The sequence below is a fragment of the Streptococcus sp. SO4 genome, assembly GCF_030440055.1.
In the GTDB taxonomy this organism is placed as follows: Bacteria; Bacillota; Bacilli; order Lactobacillales; family Streptococcaceae; genus Streptococcus; species Streptococcus nidrosiense.
Genome location: NZ_JAQFJI010000005.1, coordinates 107029 through 127000, shown reverse-complemented (window position 1 = coordinate 127000; position 19972 = coordinate 107029). Strand labels below are relative to the sequence as shown.

The 19972-nt window shown below is 42.3% G+C and carries 19 protein-coding genes; 2 read left to right on the top strand and 17 right to left on the bottom strand.

Annotation, left to right across the window (positions count from 1 at the left end; genetic code table 11):
• Nucleotides 1–286 precede the first annotated feature (286 nt).
• On the top strand, nucleotides 287–1918 hold the full coding sequence (locus PCY08_RS04470) for a Na/Pi cotransporter family protein (RefSeq protein WP_301559546.1): 1632 nt from the start codon (nucleotides 287–289) through the stop codon (nucleotides 1916–1918).
• Nucleotides 1919–1946: 28 nt separating this feature from the next.
• Here the strand turns inward: PCY08_RS04470 and PCY08_RS04465 are convergent, their stop codons facing one another.
• From PCY08_RS04465 to PCY08_RS04410, 12 genes are all read right to left on the bottom strand, one after another.
• Nucleotides 1947–2243: an enterocin immunity protein gene (locus tag PCY08_RS04465; RefSeq protein ID WP_049510283.1), complete on the bottom strand. Its 297-nt coding sequence runs from the start codon at nucleotides 2241–2243 to the stop codon at nucleotides 1947–1949.
• 24 nt (nucleotides 2244–2267) lie between these two features.
• Nucleotides 2268–3332 (bottom strand): glutamyl aminopeptidase, encoded by a 1065-nt coding sequence (gene pepA, locus PCY08_RS04460; RefSeq protein WP_000209210.1) that lies wholly within the window; start codon nucleotides 3330–3332, stop codon nucleotides 2268–2270.
• A gap of 103 nt (nucleotides 3333–3435) precedes the next feature.
• Nucleotides 3436–3690, bottom strand: a complete 255-nt coding sequence (yidD, locus tag PCY08_RS04455) for a membrane protein insertion efficiency factor YidD (RefSeq protein ID WP_049510280.1) — start codon at nucleotides 3688–3690, stop codon at nucleotides 3436–3438.
• The gene (locus PCY08_RS04450) at nucleotides 3690–4415 is read right to left on the bottom strand and encodes a pseudouridine synthase (RefSeq protein ID WP_016466836.1); all 726 of its coding nucleotides are present in this window, start codon (nucleotides 4413–4415) and stop codon (nucleotides 3690–3692) included. The genes yidD and PCY08_RS04450 overlap by 1 nt, the downstream gene beginning before the upstream one ends.
• Complete coding sequence (gene scpB / locus PCY08_RS04445) at nucleotides 4402–4971, bottom strand: SMC-Scp complex subunit ScpB (RefSeq protein ID WP_301559545.1); 570 nt, start codon at nucleotides 4969–4971, stop codon at nucleotides 4402–4404. Before scpB ends, PCY08_RS04450 begins: the two co-directional genes overlap by 14 nt.
• A 12-nt stretch (nucleotides 4972–4983) precedes the next feature.
• On the bottom strand, nucleotides 4984–5718 hold the full coding sequence (locus tag PCY08_RS04440; RefSeq protein ID WP_301559544.1) for a segregation/condensation protein A: 735 nt from the start codon (nucleotides 5716–5718) through the stop codon (nucleotides 4984–4986).
• Entirely contained in the window at nucleotides 5718–6452 is a 735-nt protein-coding gene (gene xerD / locus PCY08_RS04435; protein WP_301559543.1) for a site-specific tyrosine recombinase XerD, read from the bottom strand. Before xerD ends, PCY08_RS04440 begins: the two co-directional genes overlap by 1 nt.
• Complete coding sequence (gene cbpB, locus PCY08_RS04430; protein WP_301559542.1) at nucleotides 6449–6910, bottom strand: cyclic-di-AMP-binding protein CbpB; 462 nt, start codon at nucleotides 6908–6910, stop codon at nucleotides 6449–6451. Before cbpB ends, xerD begins: the two co-directional genes overlap by 4 nt.
• Nucleotides 6907–7428, bottom strand: coding sequence for a metallophosphoesterase (locus PCY08_RS04425; RefSeq protein WP_004251713.1), 522 nt, complete (start codon nucleotides 7426–7428; stop codon nucleotides 6907–6909). The genes cbpB and PCY08_RS04425 overlap by 4 nt, the downstream gene beginning before the upstream one ends.
• Complete coding sequence (locus tag PCY08_RS04420; RefSeq protein WP_301559541.1) at nucleotides 7404–8375, bottom strand: nucleoside-triphosphate diphosphatase; 972 nt, start codon at nucleotides 8373–8375, stop codon at nucleotides 7404–7406. The genes PCY08_RS04425 and PCY08_RS04420 overlap by 25 nt, the downstream gene beginning before the upstream one ends.
• On the bottom strand, nucleotides 8372–9166 hold the full coding sequence (gene racE / locus PCY08_RS04415; protein ID WP_049503242.1) for a glutamate racemase: 795 nt from the start codon (nucleotides 9164–9166) through the stop codon (nucleotides 8372–8374). Before racE ends, PCY08_RS04420 begins: the two co-directional genes overlap by 4 nt.
• A gap of 205 nt (nucleotides 9167–9371) precedes the next feature.
• Complete coding sequence (locus tag PCY08_RS04410) at nucleotides 9372–9617, bottom strand: YneF family protein (protein WP_060955249.1); 246 nt, start codon at nucleotides 9615–9617, stop codon at nucleotides 9372–9374.
• A 314-nt stretch (nucleotides 9618–9931) separates the two neighbouring features.
• On the opposite strand from PCY08_RS04410, the gene PCY08_RS04405 reads away from it, so the two are divergent.
• Nucleotides 9932–15085, top strand: a complete 5154-nt coding sequence (locus PCY08_RS04405; protein WP_301559540.1) for an SIALI-17 repeat-containing surface protein — start codon at nucleotides 9932–9934, stop codon at nucleotides 15083–15085.
• 287 nt (nucleotides 15086–15372) lie between these two features.
• On the opposite strand, the gene der is transcribed toward PCY08_RS04405, so the two are convergent.
• From der to nrdR, 5 genes are read right to left on the bottom strand one after another with little or no spacing between them, the layout of a single operon-like run.
• Nucleotides 15373–16683, bottom strand: coding sequence for a ribosome biogenesis GTPase Der (der, locus tag PCY08_RS04400; protein WP_045762664.1), 1311 nt, complete (start codon nucleotides 16681–16683; stop codon nucleotides 15373–15375).
• A gap of 13 nt (nucleotides 16684–16696) precedes the next feature.
• Complete coding sequence (locus PCY08_RS04395) at nucleotides 16697–17410, bottom strand: NADPH-dependent oxidoreductase (protein WP_049527729.1); 714 nt, start codon at nucleotides 17408–17410, stop codon at nucleotides 16697–16699.
• Complete coding sequence (gene dnaI / locus PCY08_RS04390; RefSeq protein WP_301559539.1) at nucleotides 17407–18303, bottom strand: primosomal protein DnaI; 897 nt, start codon at nucleotides 18301–18303, stop codon at nucleotides 17407–17409. Before dnaI ends, PCY08_RS04395 begins: the two co-directional genes overlap by 4 nt.
• Complete coding sequence (locus PCY08_RS04385; protein ID WP_301559538.1) at nucleotides 18304–19470, bottom strand: DnaD domain protein; 1167 nt, start codon at nucleotides 19468–19470, stop codon at nucleotides 18304–18306.
• Nucleotides 19471–19944, bottom strand: a complete 474-nt coding sequence (nrdR, locus tag PCY08_RS04380) for a transcriptional regulator NrdR (RefSeq protein WP_001203674.1) — start codon at nucleotides 19942–19944, stop codon at nucleotides 19471–19473.
• Nucleotides 19945–19972: the final 28 nt, after the last annotated feature.

Below are 19972 nucleotides of genomic sequence, written 5' to 3'. Positions count from 1 at the left end.
CTCCTGAAAGTAAGCGCTTTATTTTTGAATTAAAAAAGTAGCTGTTCCAAAAAATACACAGAACAGGTCATTTTTATTTTACGATATTTAGAAAAAGAGTCAACACTAGCCCTTCAAGAACTATAAAGAAGTGAAGAATTAATATAAATTAGACAATCATCTGCCATTTTTCGAATTAAAACAACATTTTTCTCAAAAAAGAGCATTTACTACTTGTTAGATTTACTTTTATCCTTTAAAATAGAATGGGAGAAATTCCGCGATTATTTTTCGGAGGAAAAAGAAAATGTCCATTAATTGGCAGGAAATTATTTTTCACTTTTTAGGTGGTCTGGGACTATTTTTGTATAGTATCAAGACCATGGGAGACGGTTTGCAACAAGCTGCTGGAGACCGCCTTCGATATTACATTGACAAATACACAAGTAATCCCTTCTTAGGGGTCTTAGTGGGGATTGTCGTCACTGCCCTCATCCAGTCAAGTACAGGTGTAACGGTTATTACGGTTGGACTTGTCAGTGCTAGTCTCCTCACCCTTAGACAGGCCATCGGGATTATCATGGGAGCCAATATTGGAACGACCGTAACGTCCTTCATCATCGGTTTCAAACTTGGCGAGTACGCCCTACCCTTGATTTTCCTTGGAACCATGTTCTTATTCTTTACAAAAAACCGTACTGCAAATAATATTGGACGTATCCTTTTTGGTGTGGGTGGTATCTTCTACGCCCTCAACCTCATTAGTGCTGGGATGAGCCCTCTTAAAGACTTGCCTCAGTTCAAGGAATACATGGTTACCTTGGGTCAAAATCCTATCTTGGGAGTTGTGGCTGGTGCTGTCATTACCGTTCTAATTCAGGCATCTTCTGCAACCATCGGGATTCTACAAGGTCTCTATGCAGGTGGATTCCTCGACCTCAAAGGGGCACTACCAGTCCTATTCGGAGATAATATCGGTACAACCTTAACGGTTATTATCGCAGCAGCCGGAGCAAACATCTCTGCTAAACGAGTTGCAGCAACTCACGTTACCTTTAACGTTTTGGGAACTATCCTCTGCTTAATCTTGTTGGGCCCATTCACTTCTATGATTGAGTACTTCCAAGCTTTACTTCACCTCTCGCCAGAGATGACTATCGCTTTCTCACATGGTGCCTTCAACGTAAGTAATACCATCGTACAATTCCCATTCATCGGTGCTTTGGCTTACTTTGTAACTAAGTTAATCCCTGGTGAAGACGAAGTTGTTAAGTATGAACCTCTTTACTTGGATGAACAACTCATCAAGCAAGCTCCTTCTATCGCCCTAGGAAATGCCAAGAAAGAACTCTTGCACTTAGGAAACTATGCGGTTAAAGCATTTGACCTTTCTTACGACTACATTATCAATTCTAATGAAAAAGTAGCTGAAAAAGGACACAAAACTGAAGAAGCTATCAACACAATCGATGAGAAATTAACTCGTTACCTCATTAGTCTTTCTAGTGAAGCATTGAGTCAAAAAGAGAGTGAAGTCTTAACCAACATCCTTGACTCTTCTCGAGACTTGGAACGTATCGGTGACCACGCTGAAGCTTTGATTAATCTTAACGACTACTTGCAACGCAAGAATGTTCAATTCTCTAACTCAGCCCTAGAAGAGTTGGAAGATATTTACCGTCAAACAAGCGATTTCGTTAAAGATGCTCTTGAGAGTGTTGAAAACAATGACCTTGAAAAAGCTCAAGCTCTTATTGAACGCCATGAAGCCATCAACAAGATGGAACGCGTCCTTCGTAAGACACACATCAAACGTCTTAATAACGGCGAATGTTCTACCCAAGCTGGTGTCAACTTTATCGACATCATTTCACACTACACTCGTGTATCAGACCACGCTATGAACCTTGCTGAAAAAGTTTTGGCTGAACAAATTTAAGATAAAAAAATGCTTTGATTCGAACGAATCAAAGCATTTTAAATAGCTCTCCAATCATAAAGGAGGAGGCAGCTGCACCCTTGTACCTAGCTTCTTCCTTTTTGATATAGCGAGCCAGATTGACTAACTCTGGCGCTGGAGTCTTGGGATTCTTGAGTAGTTCAAGTGTGACTAGCCCTGAAAGTCGGACTGCAAGCAAGCGTTCATTGGTGCTGGGCAACTGCTTAGCAGTCTCTAGGAGTGCAGCCACTAAATCTTCACTCAAGTTTTGACGGGCATGATTGTAAAGGTCCCGTATCAAGGTTTCTAGGTTTGGTTCTTCCATACCTATCACCTCCATCTTTTCTGTTTAATAGTTTTTAATCAAATCTACTGTAGAACGATCTAATTTTTTAACCAAGGCTTGTAAGAAAGCTTGAGCTTCAAGGAAATCGTCCATAGCATAGAGTGTTTGGTGAGAGTGGATATAACGAGCGCAGACACCGATTGTTGTAGATGGAACACCACCATTTTTCAAATGAGCTGCTCCTGCATCTGTACCACCTTTTCCACAATAGTATTGGTATTTGATTCCAGCTTCTTCAGCAGTTGTCAAAAGGAAGTCCTTCATGCCTGGGAGAAGCAAGTGACCTGGATCATAGAAACGAATCAAGGTTCCATCACCAATCTTACCTTGACCACCATAAACATCACCAGCTGGTGAACAGTCAACTGCAAGAAATACTTCTGGGTCAAATTTTGTTGTAGATGCATGGGCACCACGAAGTCCAACTTCTTCTTGGACGTTAGCACCAAGATAAAGTTCATTTCCTAGTTTTTGGCCTGACAAGTTTTCAGCCAACTCGCTAACCATGAGCACACCGTAACGGTTATCCCATGCTTTTGAAATGATATTTTTTTCATTAGCAGTTAGGATTGCACTACTATCTGGAACAATTGTATCTCCAGGACGGATACCAAAACTTTCAGCCTCAGCCTTATCTGCAAAACCACCGTCAAAAACGATATCTGAAATAGCTGGCATGGTTGGTCCACCTGTGCCACGAGTCAAATGTGGAGGAACTGAACCTGAAATTACTGGAATCTCACGTCCTTCACGTGTAAAGAGTTTAAAGCGTTGGCTGCTGACAACCATAGGGTTCCAACCACCAATGCTGACTACTCGGAAAGTCCCGTCTGGCTTGATTTCACTAACCATAAAACCAACTTCATCCATGTGAGAGGCTACCAAAACACGAGGTGCATTTTCAACTTCTGAGTGCTTCACCCCAAAAATACCACCCAAGCCATCAGTCACAACTTCATCCACGTGAGGTGTTAATTTTTCACGAAGATAAGCGCGAACAGGTGCTTCATGACCTGAGATAGCGGAAAGTTCTGTTACTTCTTTGATTTTAGAAAATAATGTTGTCATTTCTATCCCTTCTTTCTTTCAACCATTTTACCACTTTTTATAGGAGAAAGGTAGTGGAAATCAACATTTTACCAAGTAACTTACTCTTATAACAATAAAAGAATCACAAATGTGATCCTTCTTCTCTTGTATTTCGCTTTAATGAAAAGTAGTCTGGTACTGGATCTTTACCTGTTTCAGACCAAGGATGGCAACGTAATATCCTAGCCAAGCCCATCAAAACTCCCTTGAATCCATGTTTATCAATAGCTTGAATCATATAGTTTGAACAGCTGGGCTCAAATCTGCAAGAAGGTGGAAAGGCTGGCGAGATAAAGCGTTGGTAAAAGCGCACTGGCGCAATTAAGATTTTTTTCATTATTTATTATTGGTTACAGCCATGGTGTGTAGTTGGCTGATTTCTTTTTTATTGAGACGTCGTGATTCTCCTGGACGAAGTCCTGTCAAGTCTAGATGACCAAAACGAGTTCGAGAGAGTTTATCTACTTGGAGGCCAACAGCTTCAAACATTTTTTTGACCTGGTGATTGCGTCCTTCATGGATAGTCAACTGTACAACTGAACGGTTTTTAACTGGATCTACTTTAAGAATCTCGTAAACAGCTGGCTTGGTCTTCTTGCCATCAATTTCTACTCCTCGAGTCAAGGGACGGAGATTTTCTTTGTTGGCAATTCCTTTCACACGCGCAACATAGACCTTATCAATCTCATTACGAGGGTGAATCATCTCATCTGTAAAGTCCCCATCATTGGTCAAAATCAAAACACCTGATGTATCCCAGTCCAAACGTCCCACAGGGTAAATACGTTCTTTTACATTGGGTAAGAGATCTACAACAGTCTTACGACCCTTGTCATCTGTCACACTGGAAATCACACCGCGTGGTTTATTGAGCAGATAGTAGACCTTTTCTTCGTTATAGATGGGTTGACCTTCAACTTCGACCTTGTCGCCTGACTTGATAGTCGTTGCTAGTTCACGAACCACTTGGCCGTTAACCGTCACCAATCCTTGCTTGATCAACTCTTCTGCTTTTCTCCTACTGGCCACACCTGCGTGGGCAATATATTTATTGATTCTCATCTTCTTCTATCCTTTCACCAAATAATTGGCTTTCTTGTGCTTGAATATCAAGCTCATCAATCACGGGCAATTCTTCCAAATGATTAATACCCATGTAATCCAGGAAATAATCCGTCGTCACATAGAGATTAGGGCGTCCAAGCACCTCTTTTTTCCCACCTTCTCGTATCAAGTCAAAGGCTTGCAACTTAGCTAGCGCTCCACTTGAATTAACCCCCCGAATAGCATCAATCTCGATCCGTGTGATGGGTTGCTTGTAGGCAATGATGGACAGGGTTTCAAGGGCAGCCCGAGACAGGCTCTGATTAATGGGTGCCTTAGAGTATTCTTTCAAAATGGCTGCAAATTGAGGCTTGGTTACCAATCTGTAGGCACCACCTGTCTCAATCAAGTCTAAACTGGAATCCTGGTCTTTTTCATACTTTTCGGCTAATTTTTCTAGACTCTGCTGAATCCCAGTCGGTGGCAAAGAAAGGAGCTCAGCCAACTGGCGAATCCTAATCCCCTCTTCACCCGCTACAAACAAGAGCGCTTCTATTTCTGCTAAAGTACTCATATTTCCTCTCTATCAAGCTCGACTCTGCTCTACTTGATTTTCCTCATTCTTTTTCAGGAGATAGATATCTCCAAAGCTCTCTTTTTGAATTAAGAGAATTTCTTGGGTTTTAATCAACTCCAAGGCCGCTAAAAAGAGCGTGATGACCTCTTGTAAATCCTTGGTTTCTTTAAACAAATCCTGCAAGCGCAATTGTTGACCTTCAACCAAGGCTTCTCGGACGATAACCATCATATCCTCAATCTTATACTCATCTCGTAGAATGGTTGTATGATTTTGCGAGAATTCTTCTTTTTTCTTGGAAAGCAAGTTTGAAAAGGCTAAGAAAAGATCAATCGTCGTCTTATCATGCACAAGTTCAGCATCCTCATAAATCAACTCTGTCGGCGCTTTTGAGTAATATTGGGCTCGTTCTTGATGCTTCACTTCCAACTGCTCTCCCAAAAGTTTAAATTTACGGTATTCTTCGATTTGAGAAAGGAGGTCCTGCTCCAGATCATCCTCTAGGTCCGTCACTTCTGCAACCTTCGGCAAGAGCTTGCGACTCTTGATTAGCATGAGTTGGCTAGCCATGACCATGTATTCGCCTGCAACTTCCAAACGCATAGCTTGTAATGTCGAGATATAGGCTAGATATTGCTCGATAACCTCTGTAATCGGCACATCATAGATATCCATCTGGTACTTTGAAACCAAGTGTAGGAGCAAGTCCAAAGGCCCTTCAAAATCTTTTAATTTAATATCCATTATCTATATTTTTCCAAGGTCATGACTGTCTTTAATCCTAATTTTTTAGCGATCTCGTACAAGTCAACCTTTTCTTCGATTTGTCTTAATATAAACTGTTCTCTCAATCCTTGGGCAGATAAGTCTGAAAAACCTTTTTCCTTTAGAAAGGCTTCTAACTGACGAAAGGCCCATTGACGAGAATAGGACTTCCCAGCTTTTTCAAAGAGGTAGGTCTGTCCCATCAAGGGTTCTAACTCCGCAAGCAGGTTTGTGGGAAGGCTCAAGATTCTTTGTTGAGAAGCTTTATTGACTCTCAACACTTGAAAATCTAGGTTCACATCACTTGTTTTTAAGGCTAGAATTTCACTTGGTAAGAGGCCCAATTCAACTATCAGTAAGGCCAACAAGCGTCCCTCTGGATAGGCACTTTCTTGCCAGAAAGAACTGAGATCTAAAAGTTCTGACTGAACTTGCTTTTTCTCAGCCTGTTTCGACAATTCTAAACGATAAAAGGTGTCAATTTTCCCCTTCTGGTATAAAAAGTAAAGAAATTGATTGCAAGCAGAAACCTTACGCTTTTGGGCACTGATTTTAAACTGAGATAGTTGAGCTTGGTAGATTTTTAAACTTGTCTCAGAGATTCGTTCTCCCACAAGATCTAAAAACTGCTCCAAGTCATACTTATAGGATTGCTTAGAATTTACAGACAAACCTTGTTTTTCTTCTAAAAATGCTGAAATTCCTTCTCTCATTTGCTTCGAATCTCATATTCCTTACTAAAATCATGCAAGAGAGCATTGACAGCCTTAAGGATAGACTTCCGTGTGATAATGCCTTGGAAGATACTATCCTTGTCAACGACTGGTAGGAAAGACTCATCCACTAACTTATGTAAAACATCCGTCAGTGTATAGTCTGGACTGACAACTGCTACGTCCTTCTTGGTCATATGTACGATATCCGTATCTGCCATAGCTTCCTGACTCAAGCCCTGCTCCATCTGGTAGGCCAGAATATCTCTAAGACCAATAGTTCCGACAAATTCTTTCTCATCAGTCACAACAGGTACCCTTGTATAAGTCATTTGACTAAGCAAGAGAGTTGCGTGATCTGCATTGTGAGTATCAATCAAGACTGCCAAATTTTCAGCAGGAGTTAAAAAGGTTTCCTCTTGCTCCAGTAAAAACTGTTCAAACTCTTTGGCAATCATCGAGCAAACTCCTTGGATAAGCCTGGATAGACCTCATGGTTCCGTGTCAAAAAGTCCACTTTAAAGTAGCTATCATCAATCTCTACACGGGCATAGAGACATTCTCTGATAGTTCCACGTGGTTGACTGATAGAACCAGGATTTAGAAAGAGAGTCTTCCCTTCCATCCAAGCATTTGGAACATGCAAGTGCCCATAAAGACAGATATCTGCATCTTCCTCTTGAGCCCAAAAATCAAGCTTTTGGAAATTGAAGTTAATATCAAACAAATGTCCATGAGTCTGGATAATCTTGGTAGGACCCAGTTGAGTCACTAAGCGTTCTGGATAATCTGAATAAAAATCCATATTGCCTCTGACTACCTGAATCCCTTCCCAGAGTGGTGAATCTGGGCGAAGCTCCGAGTCACCATCGTGAAAAATAGCATCAACTTTCCCAAGATAGCGGTCACGTATTTCTTCTACAATCAAGCTATCTCCATGGGAGTCACTCATTACAATGATGGTTTGCTTTGCCATGATGGAAATACCTCCAAAAGTTTCTTAACGGCTAAGGCACGGTGGGATTGACTATTTTTTTCTTCGAGGGTTAATTCAGCTGATGATTTGCCAGTTTCTCCTACTAGGAAAAGTGGATCATAACCAAAGCCATTTTCACCCTTAGGTTCAAAGTTAATGTAACCTGGCCAGTCAGCTTCGACAACCAAGCTTTCCTTACCTGGGCTAGCCACGACCAGGGTTGTATGGAATTGAGCTGAACGGTCCTTGAGTTCAAAAACCATGGCTAATTCGTGCAAGAGTTTGGCGTTATTTTCTTGATCAGTTGCCCCTACTCCTGCGAAACGAGCTGACCAGACACCTGGTAGACCACCGAGGACATCGACTTTAAGACCAGAATCATCTGCTAGAACCATCTTGTCTGTTAATTTAGAAATGGTTTCAGCCTTAAGGCGAGCATTTTCTTCAAAGGTCATACCTGTTTCAGCTACTTCAGGTAGGTCTGGATAATCATTTAGATTTTCTACGTCATAGCCCAGTTTGTCAAAGATAGCACGAAATTCCTTGGTTTTCCCCTCGTTACGAGTTGCAATCAACAAGGTTTCTCTGACTTTATTTGTCTCAAAAAAGGCTTCAACATTCACTCCTTCTTTAGGCAATTCTACATGTAGAAGTTGTCCATTTTCAACTAAGAGCAAGGCACCCTGACGTTGAATGACTTCCAAGTTTCGGTCCGCTTCTTGGTTGAGAATATCTACCACAAAAGAGAGTAAGCGGTAGGCTGAACCATATCGTAAAACTGTGACTGAAAGTGGAAATCCTCGCTCCTCATCTCGAAAGATTTTGGCCAAATCAAATAGCGGAAACTCTAACTCATCATCCGTCAAAGTCCGAATGCCACCAAAAACACTGTAGGATCCAACATACCAGTCCTGGTCATCCTTGTATTCATAAATTTTGTTTGTCATAATGTTACATGCTCCACATGAATCTCTTTTTCCAGCCACTCTGCTCCTATCTGGGCAAAACTTTGGCTATTTGCAGTTGTATAAAAACGGTGTTGAAGGGGCGCCGCATCTCGGCTACGGTTAATCTCAAAGTAATTGAGCAAGACTGAGATATCACGTACACACTCAGCTCCACTATCAATCAGCTGAACCTTAGGCCCCATGACATTTTGGATGATAGGTCTGAGGAGTGGATAATGAGTACAGCCTAAAATCAAGCTATCTACTTTTCCGACCAAGGGACGCAAAGTTTCATAGACAACTTTCTTGGTCACACTGGTCGATAGAGCACCTGACTCGACCAAGGGAGCAAACTTAGGGCAGGCCAAGCTTTCCACTTGTAAATCTGGGTCTAGATCATGAATCTTTTGTCGATAAATATCTGATTTTACCGTCATCGGAGTTCCAATCACACCGATCTTCCCACCCTGACTCGCTTTGATAGCTGCTGATGCACCAGGCAAAATCACACCCAGCACCGGAATATCCAACTTAGCTTTAATCTCTTCCCAGACGACTGCCGTTGCTGTATTACAAGCAATAACAATCATCTTAACATCCTTGGTCAAAAGAAAGTTGACCAGCTGCCAAGTATATTCACGAATCTGCTCAGCAGGCCGGGGACCATAGGGAGCCCGTGCCGAATCTCCAATATAGACGATTTCTTCATGGGGAAGCTGGCGCATGAGTTCACGCACAACCGTCAAGCCCCCGACACCCGAATCCAAAAAACCAATTGGTCGATTATCCATACAGTCTTCTTTCTAGTATTTTTTCTGATTGATAGTTCATTATCATTACATTTCTTCCTGAAATTTCTGACAGACTGGATAGCTCCCGACTGTCTCCCTCTTAATCATAATCAAATATCAATAGAATGCAAGGAAAAAGTCTTGTCTCTAAATATCAGTCAAACATAGTGAGAAGTCTGGAACTTTCATCCCAGACTTTTCCTATTTATTTCTTTTTATTGTTAGCAAGGGCTGCTTTTTGTTGGCGAATGATTTGGTGGTAAACTTGTTGTACTTTAGCTTCGCTTGGCTTTTGACCGCTTGCACTCAACAGAGTACGAACTGCTTCTGCATTCAAACGTGGGTTATCCGCAAATTCTTTTTCGATTTGCTTGCGCACCAAGTACATACCTCCTAGAGCTCCTCCTAGAAAAGCCAAAAGAATCAATACAATTGCTAAAATAAGGTTCATTACATTTCTCCTGTTTCTTTTTGAATCTTCTATATTATACCATAAAGTCCTACGCCTGACTAGTTTGAGTTACGCTTTCAGATGGCTAATTCCTCATATTTCATTTCATATCTAATCATTTTTAAGTTCGATTTTTATAAAAAAATAGAAGCACTAAAATTTGGTAAAAAAAGCCCATTTACCTTGTAAGCCCTTGCAATAGTTTTGTTTATTTGTTATATTAAGATTATCTGAAAAAATCACACATATTTCTGCAAGACTTATTTTTTTAAAAGAGAATGTATGCGCTTACAGATTTAAGAAAGGAGAATTTTGTGGATAAGAGATATTGGGAAAAATCCTGTAAGTATAGCATCCGCAAACTAAGTGTCGGAGCTGCCTCTGTTTTACTTGGTGCTGTTTTTTTAGCAGCACAGGGTGTTGCTGCTGATGGTGTCGAGATTACGGAAAGTGAGGCAACAATTACTGAAACCTCTGCTAAACCGGATACGAAGGTAGAGGAAGTTGTTGCTTCTAACACAGAGACTCAGCCTGTAGCTGAATCAGCTGAAAAGCAAACAAACCCTGAGGCAGAACTACCTCAAACTAGTAGTCAGTCAGAGACAAGTGCTACTACCGCCCCTGCTGACAATAAGGAGAGCGAGAAGCCAGAACTTCCTGTGAACAAGCAAGAACATTACGAATTACATTACAACCAACCAACTGCTCCTTCCTATGATGGATGGGAAAAACAAGCCCTCCCAGTCGGAAATGGGGAAATGGGTGCCAAGGTTTTCGGACTCATCGGTGAAGAAAGAATCCAGTACAATGAAAAAACCCTTTGGTCTGGAGGCCCACAGCCAGATAGTCAAGACTACAACGGGGGAAACTACAAAGATCGCTACAAAGTCTTAGCAGAAATCCGTAAGGCCTTAGAAGACGGTGACCGTCAAAAAGCCAAACAACTAGCAGAGAGAAATTTGGTTGGACCAAACAATGCCCAATACGGTCGCTACCTAGCCTTCGGTGATATCTTCATGGTCTTTAATAACCAAAAGAAGGGCTTGGAAAATGTTACTGACTATCATCGTGGCTTAGATATTTCTGAAGCTATCACAACTACCTCTTATACCCAAGATGGGACAAGTTTCAAACGAGAAACCTTCTCTAGTTATCCAGATGACGTCACTGTTACCCATTTGACCAAAAAGGGAGATAAGACGCTTGATTTTACACTTTGGAATAGCTTGACAGAAGATTTACTTGCTAATGGAGATTATTCTTGGGAGAATTCTAAATACAAACAAGGGACTGTTAGCGTTGATTCTAATGGTATTTTGCTCAAGGGAACTGTCAAAGACAACGGTCTTAAATTTGCCTCTTATCTTGGTATCAAGACAGATGGACAAGTTACTGCTCAAGATGGTTATTTGACTGTTACAGGAGCAAGTTATGCAACACTGCTACTCAGCGCCAAGACTAATTTTGCTCAAAATCCGAAAACTAATTACCGCAAGGATATTGATGTAGAAAAAACTGTCAAATCTATCGTAGAAGCTGCCAAAGCCAAAAACTATGAGGCTCTGAAAAATGACCACATCAAGGATTACCAAAGCCTTTTCAATCGTGTTCAACTAAACCTCGGCGGTAGCAAGTCTAATCAAACTACAAAAGAAGCTCTCCAAACCTATAATCCAACAAAAGGTCAAAAGCTAGAAGAACTCTTCTTCCAATACGGACGTTACCTACTGATCAGTTCTTCTCGTAACCGGACAGATGCCCTCCCTGCCAACTTGCAAGGGGTCTGGAATGCTGTAGATAATCCACCTTGGAACTCAGACTACCACCTCAATGTCAACCTACAAATGAACTACTGGCCTGCCTACATGAGTAATCTCGCAGAAACGGCTAAGCCAATGATTAATTATATTGATGACATGCGTTACTATGGCCGTATCGCTGCTAAAGAATATGCAGGTATCGAATCCAAAGAAGGTCAAGAAAACGGTTGGTTGGTTCATACTCAGGCGACTCCATTTGGCTGGACTACTCCTGGCTGGAACTATTATTGGGGTTGGTCTCCTGCTGCCAATGCTTGGATGATGCAAAACGTCTATGACTACTACAAATTCACCAAGGATGAAACTTATCTAAAAGAAAAGATTTATCCAATGCTCAAGGAAACAGCCAAGTTCTGGAATTCCTTCTTGCACTACGACAAGGCTAGTGACCGTTGGGTTTCTTCTCCATCTTACTCGCCAGAACATGGAACTATCACGATTGGGAATACCTTTGACCAATCTCTAGTTTGGCAGTTATTCCACGACTATATGGAAGCAGCCAATCATCTGAAGGTCGACCAAGATTTGGTGACAGAAGTGAAGGCTAAATTTGACAAGCTCAAACCACTTCATATCAACCAAGACGGCCGTATCAAGGAATGGTACGAGGAAGACAGCCCGCAATTCACCAACGAAGGCATCGAAAACCATCACCGCCACGTTTCTCATCTGGTTGGACTCTTCCCAGGTACTCTATTTGGCAAGGATCAACCTGAATATCTAGAAGCTGCACGCGCAACCCTAAACCACCGTGGAGATGGTGGAACTGGTTGGTCTAAAGCCAATAAGATCAACCTCTGGGCTCGTCTTCTAGATGGAAATCGTGCCCACCGTTTGTTGGCTGAACAGCTCAAATCTTCAACCCTAGAAAATCTCTGGGATACGCACGCGCCTTTCCAAATCGATGGTAACTTTGGCGCAACCAGCGGTATGGCAGAAATGCTCCTTCAGTCTCACACAGGCTACATTGCCCCATTACCAGCCCTTCCAGATGCTTGGAAAGACGGTCAAGTCTCAGGCTTAGTCGCTCGTGGTAACTTTGAAGTCAGCATGAAATGGAAAGAGAAAAATCTTGAAACACTATCTTTCCTTTCTAATGTTGGTGGAGACTTAGTCGTAGACTATCCAAATATCGAATCTAGTATTATCAAGATTAATGGCAAGGAAATTCAAGCTAGTCGCCTCAAAGATAACCGTATCCAACTTGCGACTCAAAAAGGTGATGTCATTACATTTGAAAACTTCCCTGGACGAGTGACTCGCTTATCAGCCCTTCGAAAAGATTCCGTCACAGCTGAACTCGACTTTAACACAGTTGAGGGAGCAACTCATTATGTCATCCGACGAGAAAGCAAGGATGAAAACAGCCAAACTCCTAGCGTTCGTGAGTTCATCACCAACCAAACTCACTTTATCGATCGCTCGATTGATTCTAGTCATGCCTATACTTATAGCGTTAAGGCTATGCTAGGGGATCGTACAACACCAGTTTCAGACGTTGCCTCCATCGATGCCTTCAGTGAGTTGATGGATGACCGTGACAAACGCATCCAGTACGGCTCTGCTTATGGAAACTGGGCTGACTCAGAACTCTTTGGTGGAACAGAGAAATACGCCGATATCTCAAATGGGAATTATTCCGATAAGGATGCGACTGCAACTATTCCATTCAATGGACCAGGTATTGAAATTTACGGACTCAAGTCATCTCAATTGGGACTTGCTGACGTTAAAATCGATGGTAAATCTGTTGGAGAACTTGACTTCTATACAGCAGGAGCAACTGAAAAAGGTGTATTAATAGGACGTTACACAAATCTTTCTTCAGGTTCTCACCTCATGACCATCACTGTTAAGCGCGAGCACAAAGGACGTACAAACGAGCGTGCAAAAATTTCTCTCGATTACTTCAAAGTCTTCCCAGGCCAAGGAGCAACTGTTGAGAAGATTGACGACCGTGACCCTCGTATCCAGTATGGTTCCATGTTTAAGGATTGGAGCGATGCAGAACTCTATGCTTCTACAGAAAAATACGCTGACATCAACGCTGATGATAGCCTTGCTTCTGAAGCCACTGCAACCATCCCATTCTCTGGAACAGGCATCCGAATCTATGGATTAAAAACGGCATCACTAGGCAAGGCACTTGTCACACTGGATGGAAAAGAGATGCCAGCCCTTGACTTCTACACTCCAGGAGCGACTGAAAAAGGAGCTTTGATTGGCGAATTCACCAATCTAGCTGATGGTGATCACGTCCTAACTTTGAAAGTAGATCCAGATTCTCCAGAAGGTCGAAAGAAAATTTCTCTTGATTCCTTTGATATCTTAAAGGCACCATCTGTGTCTCTCGATAATCCAAGCCTTGACCCTATTAAGTCCAAAGATAAGACTGTTACTTTAACCCTACCAACTGGTAATTGGGATGGAATCGCTGTGACCTTCCCTGGTATCAAGGATCCACTTCTACTCAGAAAAGTCGATGATGACCATCTTGTCACATCAGGTGAACAAACTGTTCTAACCATTAAGGATAACAAGGTCCAACTAGACATTCCTGAAACTACAGATCGTAAAGCTGGCAATCCGATAGAAGCTTATGCTATCCAAGGAAAAACAATAAGCAGCTCTGTTGTAACAGTATTTCCTAAGGATGAAACTAGTCCAGTGGAAGAAAAAATCCAAACAAGTAAAGGGGATGAGCCTGCTCCAGTAGTAACCATTCCTGAGTACACAGTTCCTATTGGTACTGCTGGTGAGCAGGAGGCACCTACTGTGGAAAGACCTGAATACACTGGTCCTATCGGAACTGCTGGGGATCAAGAAGCACCTACTGTGGAAATTCCTGAATACACTGGTCCTATCGGAACTGCTGGAGACCAGGAAGCACCTACTGTGGAAAGACCTGAATACACTGGTCCTATCGGAACAGTTGGGGATCAGGAAGCGCCTACTGTAGAAAAACCTGAATACACTGGCCCTGTCGGAACAGTTGGGGACCAGACAGCACCTACTGTGGAAAGACCTGAATACACTGGCCCTATCGGGACAGGTAGTGGTCAAGCCGCGCCAAGTAACACAGTTCCTGAGTTTAAACTCAAAGTATTGAAAGACAAGACTACAAGAGTTCAAGTTATTAGTGGAACAACTGAACTAGGAGGCGCAATCTTCCTCGATAGTCAAAAAGTTGAAAACAAAGAACTCTTGGGCAAGAAATACGATGCTTACACTCTTCAAGTCAAGGATAAAGATGGACAGCCAGTTCAACCAAAAGGTGCTGTACTCGTTCGACTACCAATTTCAGGTGATGTTCAAGAACTCTATCAATTAACTTCAACAAATGATTTAAAACCACAAGAATTCACCCTTCGAGATGGTATGATTGAGTTTATTACTTTTGACGTGAGCACCTACGCTATTGTTTACAAGACAGAAGGCTCAACTGTTAAACCTGTCCCAGCTCAAACGGAAGAAAGAAACCTAGAAACCACAAAACCATTGGTTGAAAGTAATGAAGCCAATGATCAGGTCTCTACGAATGACAAACAACTCCCAGCCACAGGTGAACAAGCTAGCCCTCTCTTCTTTATGGCAAGTCTCAGCCTAGCCTTATCGGCTACCTTCTTACTAAAAGGTAAGAAAGATTAATACTCTTCGAAAATCAAATTCAAACCACGTCAGCTTCGTCTTGCCGTACTCAAGTACAGCCTGCGGCTCGCTTCCTAGTTTGCTCTTTGATTTTCATTGAGATTAAATATTGTCCCCCTAGGAATATTGATTTATTCCGCTATAAAAAAGGATGGAAAATCATTCCATCCTTTTTCTATTTCAATAATATACTACAAACCAAATCCTGTTCACATCTTTTGCAAATGATTTGATGGGGTAGATAATCGGTAGAACAAGTCTTGATGTTCTATCGTTTTTTTCATCCACTACTTCCGTTTTCTTGCGATCAGATGAATCGGTGTTCCTTCAAAGACAAAGGCCTTGCGGATTTGATTTTCCAAGAAACGCAAGTAAGAGAAGTGCATGAGTTCTTCTTCGTTAACAAAGATAACAAAGGTTGGTGGTTTGGTTGCCACTTGAGTCGCATAGAAAATCTTGAGGCGTTTCCCTTTATCTGTCGGTGTTGGGTTGATAGCAATAGCATCCATAATCACATCATTCAAGACAGCTGATGGAATACGGGTATTTTGACTCTCGCTGATTTGCTTAATCATCTCAGGTAACTTGTGGAGACGTTGCTTGGTCAAAGCTGAAACAAAGATAATCGGTGCGTAAGGCAGGTATTGGAACTGCTCACGGATATCTTCCTCCCAGTTTTTCATGGTATGGTTGTCTTTTTCAAGCGTATCCCACTTATTGACCACGATAATCATCCCTTTACCAGCTTCGTGGGCAAAACCTGCGATACGCTTGTCATACTCACGAATACCTTCCTCGGCATTGAGCACCATCAAGACTACATCTGAACGGTCAATGGCACGCATAGCACGCATGACAGAGTATTTCTCAGTATTTTCATAGACTTTACCAGATTTACGCATACCAGCAGTATCAATCATGGTAAACTCTTGACCGTCAGCATCTGTAAAATGGGTATCAATGGCGTCACGAGTGGTACCAGCTACAGGGCTGGCAATGACGCGATCTTCTCCCAAAATGGCATTGATCAAGCTAGATTTTCCGACATTTGGACGTCCAATCAAGCTGAATTTAATAACATCTGGATTTTCTTCTTCAACTTCATGTGGGAGATTCTCCACAATAGCATCCAGCACATCCCCTGTCCCAATACCGTGCACAGATGAAATCGGTAGTGGTTCACCCAAACCTAGAGCATAGAAATCATAGATATCATTTCGCATCTCTGGATTGTCAACCTTGTTAACGGCTAGGATAACTGGTTTATGAGTTTTATAAAGTTTACGGGCAACGTATTCGTCCGCATCTGTAATTCCTTCTTTACCAGATACGACAAAGACGATAACATCTGCTTCTTCCATGGCAATTTCTGCCTGGTGCTTGATTTGTTCCATGAAAGGCGCATCGACATCATCGATCCCCCCAGTATCAATCATACTAAAAGAACGGTTAAGCCACTCACCCGTGGCATAGATACGATCTCGCGTTACACCTTCAACATCTTCTACGATTGAGATGCGTTCTCCCGCGATACGGTTAAATAGGGTTGATTTCCCAACATTGGGACGTCCCACAATGGCAACAGTTGGTAAGGCCATGTTTTCTCACTTTCTACAATAACTTCTTCTGCTCAAGATTTTCTCGAGTCGAGCTTGGTTCTGGATTGCCGAATTGCTCTGCCAAACGTTGACTCCAAGTTGTAGTCGCACGCGCACCTGCATATTCAGTCTGTACACGGTCATAGGCTTCGATTGCCTCAGTCGACTGCTCTTGGTATTCTTCCTCAAAAACAACATTCTCAAGTGGCAATCTTGGTTTTACATCATGCTTTTGATTTGGCACACCTAGTGCAATCCCAAATACTGGATAGGTATAGTCTGGAAGCTTGAACAATTCTGCTAATTCAACAGACTTGTAACGCACCAAACCGATAATCACTCCTCCATAGCCTAGGCTTTCTGCCGCAAGCAAGGTATTTTGCCCAGCAAGCGCAGCATCTACTGAAGTGATGAGGAGTCCTTCCACCCCTTGAGGTTGGAAAACATCCGTATGGAGACGAGCCCCTTTTTCTGCACGGTTTAGGTCACCGACAAAGAGGAGAAAGGCTGCAGACTGGCGAATCGCTTCCTGAGGAACTAGCTCAAATAAGGCATCCTTCTTTTCTTGACTTCTAACTACAATCACAGAATAGGATTGGAAATTTTTCCAAGAAGAAGCCATTTGTCCTGCAGACAAAATGGTATTTAAATCTTCTTGGGGAATCTCTTGCTCCTTAAATCTACGCACTGAAGTATGAGCCTTCATTAATTTGATTGTTTCTGTCATCGGCGGTTTTCTCCTTCAAGTCTTGTTTCCTCTGCTAAATAACGAATGCGTTCCATGACGCGTCTAGCTTCCCAGGTTTCGTCATTTCCATTTTTCCCTTTAGCAAAATGCTTCTCCAAATCTTCAAAGTTGAAGTTGGAGGTGAAAAAGGTCGGTAAATCTTCCTGCATGCGATATTGGAGAATGACCTGCAGAATCTCGTCACGCACCCAAGCTGTTGATTGCTCGGCACCAATATCATCTAAAATCAAGACTTCAGCCAGCTTAATCTCGTCTACCAAGGTCTTAACATTGCCATCACCGATGGCATTTTTGACATCGATGACAAAGCTAGGATAGTGGAGGAGAGTGGATGAAACACCACGTTTTTCTGACAAATCATGGGCTAGAGCAGCCACCATGAAACTTTTACCCACACCAAAGTCCCCATATAAGTACAGACCTTTTCGAATAGCTGGATATTGCTCCACAAAGGCTAGGAGCTTTTCAAAAACCGGCAAGCGCCCCAAATCATCTAAATCAACTTGAGCTAGACTAGCTTTTTTAAGACTAGCTGGAAGATTGATTAGCTTGAGACGGTTTTTAATCGCCGCTTCTTTTTCTGCCGCGATTAGCTCTGGAGTTTCTTCATAAGAGACATCTGCATAGCCATGGTTCATGACTAGGATAGGCTTGTAGCCACGCGCGATATAGTCTGTATCTCCTCGGAGGAACTTATCTCTCTCAGTGATGTATTGGTTAAACTTGGAAATACTTCGGTTCAACTCCTCCCGACTGAGAGATTCTTTCTGGATAAAGGCCGCAACATCAGGGTCTTTCACAATTTGCTGGACCAAATCCTGATACTGAAATCGGCTTGGTTGACGCTTGAGTACGTCTCCGACACTTTCCATCTAGTCTCCTCCTTTTTCTAATCGAGCTAACATTTCTTTTTTCTTACGTTCTAGTTCTAAGCGAGTTTCTTCGCTAGTTTCATTCTTATATTCGGGATTGCTCCATTTAGGCACATTGGTTTTTGCTGGGGCAGTCTGATTCTGTTTTTGCGTTTTTGCTTTTTGGCCACGTTCACGAATACGGAGGACAGCTTCCTCTGCACTACGGATATTTTGATAGGCGTAGTCATTAGACACCTTCATGGCGTATTTTTCATTGATATTGGCCGAATCAACCTTATTAAAGGTTAGGAGCAAGATAACATTGATCACTTCATCCAGCAAACCCAAGGCTGCCATCTGCTGGAGCAGGTCCCGTTCAGTCTGGGTAATACTTCCCTTGCGAGTCTGCTTGATTTCAGCAAGGAACTGCAAGGCTGTCTTTCTCTTAGCCTCTCGAATAATAGTTGCTTCCTTGGGACTAAAGTCAGAAGCAACAGGCTTTTGCGCTATCTTTTCACGGATGCGTTTGACAGAAATCACTTGCGACACTGCTGTCGCTTTGGCTACTTGATAGGTCTCAAACCAGGTCCACTTCTGCTCGTCTGCTATTGCAAACAAGGCCAAAACATCCGAAGTCTCATCTTGAAAACGAAGACCATCACGGGCCATGAGCTGACGGAAATGCTCCAAATCAAAATCATCTGCTGCTGGCTGACTGCTAGAGGTTTCTTGACTCGCAGACTCAGATAACTGAGGAAAGATTTGACTCAAGGCCACCGAAATCGGTTCCCCTTCAACACCTTCCTGCCTCATGGCTGCAACCGCACTATCCCCAATCATTTTTTCTAACAAAGTCCGATAAACTGTATGTTGTAAAAATTCTTGAGTTGATAAGGGAGAATGGAGTAACAAGTTATAGGCCTCTCCCTGCTGATAGAGGGTCACCAATTTCATGGCTGTCAGAGTTTTAAAAGCCTTTAAAAGGGTATCCATCCCAAAATTCAGATGATTGAGCATGGCTGCAAAGAGATGTTCCTTTTGACCACCATCCCAAAAAGTCACAGCATAAAGATAGAGGCTCAGCGCCTCCTGACCGATAATCGGGAGGTAGCACTGCACCATTGATGAGGTATCTTGCGACACCCGATTATTCTTTACAAAAGAAAAACGGTCATTTGGCTTCATTTATTTTTCCTTTTTCTTTTTAGAGGATTGTGTAATCTGCTGGAGTAGGCTTTCAAGCTCACTCACATCCTTAAAGCTACGGTAAACGCTGGCAAAACGTACATAAGTAATCTCATCTAACTCTGCCAACTCTTCCATAACCAAAGAGCCAATAACCTCACTCTGAATTTCATTTTCATTGCGACTACGGAGTTTTTGTTCAATGCGATTGACCACCATGCCAATTTCATCACTGGACACTGGACGTTTCTGGGCTGAACGAATAATCCCGTTAAAGATTTTATCTCTTGAAAATTGTTCCCGTGTACCATCTTTTTTGACTACAACTAGTGTTCTCTCTTCAACACGTTCATAGGTTGTAAAACGATGCTGGCACTCTTCACACTCACGTCTTCTTCTGATTGTATTTCCTTCTTCAGCCTGGCGACTATCGATCACACTTGATTTTGTAGCGCCACATTTTGGACAACGCATGCCTTTCCCTCCTTGTCGTTTTCTTTTC

Bases quoted from the DNA above. Each gene is read 5' to 3' on its own strand.
- PCY08_RS04470 (WP_301559546.1), top strand. From the start codon at position 287: ATGTCCATTAATTGGCAGGAAATTATTTTTCACTTTTTAGGTGGTCTG.
- PCY08_RS04465 (WP_049510283.1), bottom strand. From the start codon at position 2,243: ATGGAAGAACCAAACCTAGAAACCTTGATACGGGACCTTTACAATCAT.
- pepA (WP_000209210.1), bottom strand. From the start codon at position 3,332: ATGACAACATTATTTTCTAAAATCAAAGAAGTAACAGAACTTTCCGCT.
- yidD (WP_049510280.1), bottom strand. From the start codon at position 3,690: ATGAAAAAAATCTTAATTGCGCCAGTGCGCTTTTACCAACGCTTTATC.
- PCY08_RS04450 (WP_016466836.1), bottom strand. From the start codon at position 4,415: ATGAGAATCAATAAATATATTGCCCACGCAGGTGTGGCCAGTAGGAGA.
- scpB (WP_301559545.1), bottom strand. From the start codon at position 4,971: ATGAGTACTTTAGCAGAAATAGAAGCGCTCTTGTTTGTAGCGGGTGAA.
- PCY08_RS04440 (WP_301559544.1), bottom strand. From the start codon at position 5,718: ATGGATATTAAATTAAAAGATTTTGAAGGGCCTTTGGACTTGCTCCTA.
- xerD (WP_301559543.1), bottom strand. From the start codon at position 6,452: ATGAGAGAAGGAATTTCAGCATTTTTAGAAGAAAAACAAGGTTTGTCT.
- cbpB (WP_301559542.1), bottom strand. From the start codon at position 6,910: ATGATTGCCAAAGAGTTTGAACAGTTTTTACTGGAGCAAGAGGAAACC.
- PCY08_RS04425 (WP_004251713.1), bottom strand. From the start codon at position 7,428: ATGGCAAAGCAAACCATCATTGTAATGAGTGACTCCCATGGAGATAGC.
- PCY08_RS04420 (WP_301559541.1), bottom strand. From the start codon at position 8,375: ATGACAAACAAAATTTATGAATACAAGGATGACCAGGACTGGTATGTT.
- racE (WP_049503242.1), bottom strand. From the start codon at position 9,166: ATGGATAATCGACCAATTGGTTTTTTGGATTCGGGTGTCGGGGGCTTG.
- PCY08_RS04410 (WP_060955249.1), bottom strand. From the start codon at position 9,617: ATGAACCTTATTTTAGCAATTGTATTGATTCTTTTGGCTTTTCTAGGA.
- der (WP_045762664.1), bottom strand. From the start codon at position 16,683: ATGGCCTTACCAACTGTTGCCATTGTGGGACGTCCCAATGTTGGGAAA.
- PCY08_RS04395 (WP_049527729.1), bottom strand. From the start codon at position 17,410: ATGACAGAAACAATCAAATTAATGAAGGCTCATACTTCAGTGCGTAGA.
- dnaI (WP_301559539.1), bottom strand. From the start codon at position 18,303: ATGGAAAGTGTCGGAGACGTACTCAAGCGTCAACCAAGCCGATTTCAG.
- PCY08_RS04385 (WP_301559538.1), bottom strand. From the start codon at position 19,470: ATGAAGCCAAATGACCGTTTTTCTTTTGTAAAGAATAATCGGGTGTCG.
- nrdR (WP_001203674.1), bottom strand. From the start codon at position 19,944: ATGCGTTGTCCAAAATGTGGCGCTACAAAATCAAGTGTGATCGATAGT.